This is a genomic window from Streptomyces sparsus (assembly GCF_054776295.1).
Genome location: NZ_BAAHCA010000921.1, coordinates 1 through 1,930 on the forward strand (window position 1 = coordinate 1; position 1,930 = coordinate 1,930).

Sequence of the window (1,930 nt, forward strand, 5' to 3'; positions counted from 1 at the left end):
AGGCCGCCGCGGCGACCGTGGCGGCGCCGATGTAGAACCTGGCACTCCACGGCAGCGGCCGTCCCCGCATAGCGCACCCCTTCGTCTCCCGCGTCGGGAGAATAGGAGCGCCGGGCGGTCAGAAGCGGGCTTATCCGGTTATTGGTTGGTCATCACTGCCACCGGTTAACCCCTTCGGGTGAACTTCAGGTGACTGCCGGATGGCGTCCGGACGCCGCCGGGCGTGCTGTCGACCGTTCGGCTCGGGCCCGGCGGCGGGCGTTCGTCGTCGGACCGGCTCAGGTGCCGGACCGGCTCAGGCGTCGGACCCGCTCCGGACGTCGGACCGGCTCAGGACGTCGGACCCGCTCAGGTCACGTCAGGTTCCTGCGGGCGGCCTGGGTGCCGCCCACCGACTCCTCGTCGGCGGTGCCCGTGTCGGGGGCGCCGTGGGTGTACCCGGCGGTGTCCAGCACGGCCTGGTCCGGCACCGCCTCGCCGGCCCGGATGAGGTCGATCCGGCCCATCACCTTGGAGCGGAGGTCGGCCGGCACGTCGTCGTGGCCGCAGCATCGCTTGACGAGCTTCTTGACGGCCTGTTCCAGCCCGTACTTCTCCAGGCAGGGCGAGCACTCGTCGAAGTGTTCGGCGAGCTTCTCGCGGTCACCGTCGGGCATCTCCTGGTCGAGGTACTCGTAGAGGTGGTCCAGGACCTCGGAGCAGTCGGTCTCGTGAGGGTCTCCGCAGCTCATGAACCCGAGCCTTTCCCGTTGTGCGACGCGTCGGACGAGCCGGAGCCGGCCGGCGCACCGGCGGGCGCCAGCCCCCGGTCGCGGGCGTAGCCCTCCAGCATGTCCCGCAGTTGGCGGCGCCCACGGTGCAGCCGGGACATCACCGTACCGATGGGCGTACCCATGATGTCGGCGATCTCCTTGTAGGCAAAGCCCTCGACATCCGCCAGGTAGACGGCGATCCGGAACTCCTCCGGGATGGCCTGGAGCGCCTCCTTCACGTCCGAGTCCGGGAGGTGGTCCAGCGCCTGCGACTCGGCGGAGCGCAGCCCCGTCGACATGTGCGACTCGGCCCTGGCCAGCTGCCAGTCCTCGATCTCCTCGGCGGCGCTGCGCTGCGGCTCACGCTGCTTCTTGCGGTAGGAGTTGATGAACGTGTTGGTGAGGATGCGGTACAGCCACGCCTTGAGGTTGGTGCCCTCGCGGAACTGGTGGAACGAGCCGTACGCCTTGGCGTAGGTCTCCTGCACGAGGTCCTCGGCGTCGGCCGGATTGCGCGTCATGCGGAGCGCCGCTGAGTACATCTGGCCGAGAAAGCCGAGTGCGTCGCGCTCGAAGCGCGCGTTGCGCTCGGCGTCGGTCTCCTGCGGGGCGCTGTCCGAACGGTCCTCGGTCCCGGCGACCGTACCCACCTCCTCCGTTGCGGTGGCGAGCCCGAGAGCGGACCCGCTCGAAACGGAGAATAGACGACGATCCGCTCCCTCCGCCGCCTGAGGCCGGCCCGCGCCGGCCAGCGCAAGCGTGGCCCAGTCCAGCTCTGCGGCCTGGGGGCGCTGCGGGCAAGCGACTGAACCCATAAGGGTGGCTCCCTCTCCATCAAGTCGTACCGACACCCCGCACAACAAGACGAGCCGCCGCGTCATTCCCGGTGCAGCCACGCGTCCACGCGACCGGCGAGCAGGCCGAGCGCCTCCTCCTGACCGAGCAGTGGCGCGGGCCGCGCGGAAGAGCCACCGGCACCTCCACCGGCACCTCCACCGGCTGTCGCGGCCGCCTTCGGCAGCCGCTTGGGCACCGCGAAGCCGTGGTCGGCGTACGGCACTTCGACGAGGGCGGAGCCGTCCGGCGGCAGCGTCGGGAACTCGTCGGGACGGCCGAACGGGTCCCGGCCGCCCTGCACGACCAGGACCGGCACGCCGGCCGCCGTCAGCTCCTCGGCC

At 71.0% G+C, this 1,930-nt stretch carries 2 protein-coding genes and 1 pseudogene; all 3 read right to left on the reverse strand.

The window, feature by feature from the left end; all coding sequences use genetic code 11:
* Window positions 1-353: 353 nt before the first annotated feature.
* A complete protein-coding gene (rsrA, locus tag ACYVE9_RS24950; RefSeq protein WP_461030157.1) occupies window positions 354-731 on the reverse strand; it encodes a mycothiol system anti-sigma-R factor in 378 nt (125 codons plus the stop codon).
* Entirely contained in the window at window positions 728-1,567 is an 840-nt protein-coding gene (locus ACYVE9_RS24955) for a sigma-70 family RNA polymerase sigma factor (RefSeq protein ID WP_461030158.1), read from the reverse strand. Before ACYVE9_RS24955 ends, rsrA begins: the two co-directional genes overlap by 4 nt.
* A gap of 62 nt (window positions 1,568-1,629) precedes the next feature.
* Window positions 1,630-1,930 (reverse strand): annotated as a pseudogene (locus tag ACYVE9_RS24960) (hypothetical protein); the annotation flags it as partial.

Coding starts and splice junctions, on each gene's coding strand:
- rsrA (WP_461030157.1), bottom strand. CDS start 731: ATGAGCTGCGGAGACCCTCACGAGACCGACTGCTCCGAGGTCCTGGAC.
- ACYVE9_RS24955 (WP_461030158.1), bottom strand. CDS start 1,567: ATGGGTTCAGTCGCTTGCCCGCAGCGCCCCCAGGCCGCAGAGCTGGAC.